The 695-nt window shown below is 53.4% G+C and carries 1 protein-coding gene; it reads right to left on the reverse strand.

Annotation, left to right across the window (positions count from 1 at the left end):
- A partial coding sequence (locus UC14_RS26515) for a serine protease (RefSeq protein ID WP_370447511.1) occupies positions 1-604 on the reverse strand: 604 nt, incomplete at its 3' end.
- Between the last annotated feature and the right edge of the window lie 91 nt (positions 605-695).

The raw sequence follows: 695 nt of genomic DNA on the forward strand, positions 1-695 counted from the left end.
TTTTCAGCAGCAACGGTGAGCCGCTGTCGCCCGGCAAAGTATCGCAGCGATGCGATAACACACCCGGTTGCGCCCATCCGGTGATCAGACAATCCTGATGTACATACAAATCATCCAGATGATCTTCCGGGTATCCGGCCTGGGTCACTTTCCTGCCTTCCTGTTTCAGCAGAGCGGTCAGGTTGTCACGGGAGCCTTCCCACAATGGCAGGGGTTTGATCGGCAATGCCAGTTTTTCATCTGTCAGGCGAACCAGTGCGAAATCAAACGGTGCCGCTTTAGGCGGAACAATCCAGCCATCGCCATCCGCTTTCAGTTTCTTGCCCAATTTCGGATCCACCAGCGTTTGTAATGCGGTGATCTGATATCGCCATTTCTGATCATGAGAAATGAATCTCAGCGCCACGACTTTGTCTATTTTGCCCGGAGGCGCCAGCACACAATGGCCCGCCGTGAGGACAAGATGTTTAGAAATGAGCGTCGCGGTGCATAAATTGCCGCTCTCGGTTTCAATCTGCCCGATGGCCTGCCATGGCCAGTGCGCCGCCGCAGCCACCGGTGTGCGCTGATCGTGACCAAAGAAAAGGGCCGTTTTTTCTTTCATGCTGATGGAAGGTGTGTCGGAATCTGCATCATCAGGAGAGTCTGCATGTACAAGGGCACTGGCGGTAAAACAGAAAAAGCACAAAAACAGC

It is taken from the genome of Rahnella sp. NRRL B-41462 (assembly GCF_003263525.1).
Classification (GTDB): Bacteria; Pseudomonadota; Gammaproteobacteria; order Enterobacterales; family Enterobacteriaceae; genus Rahnella; species Rahnella aceris.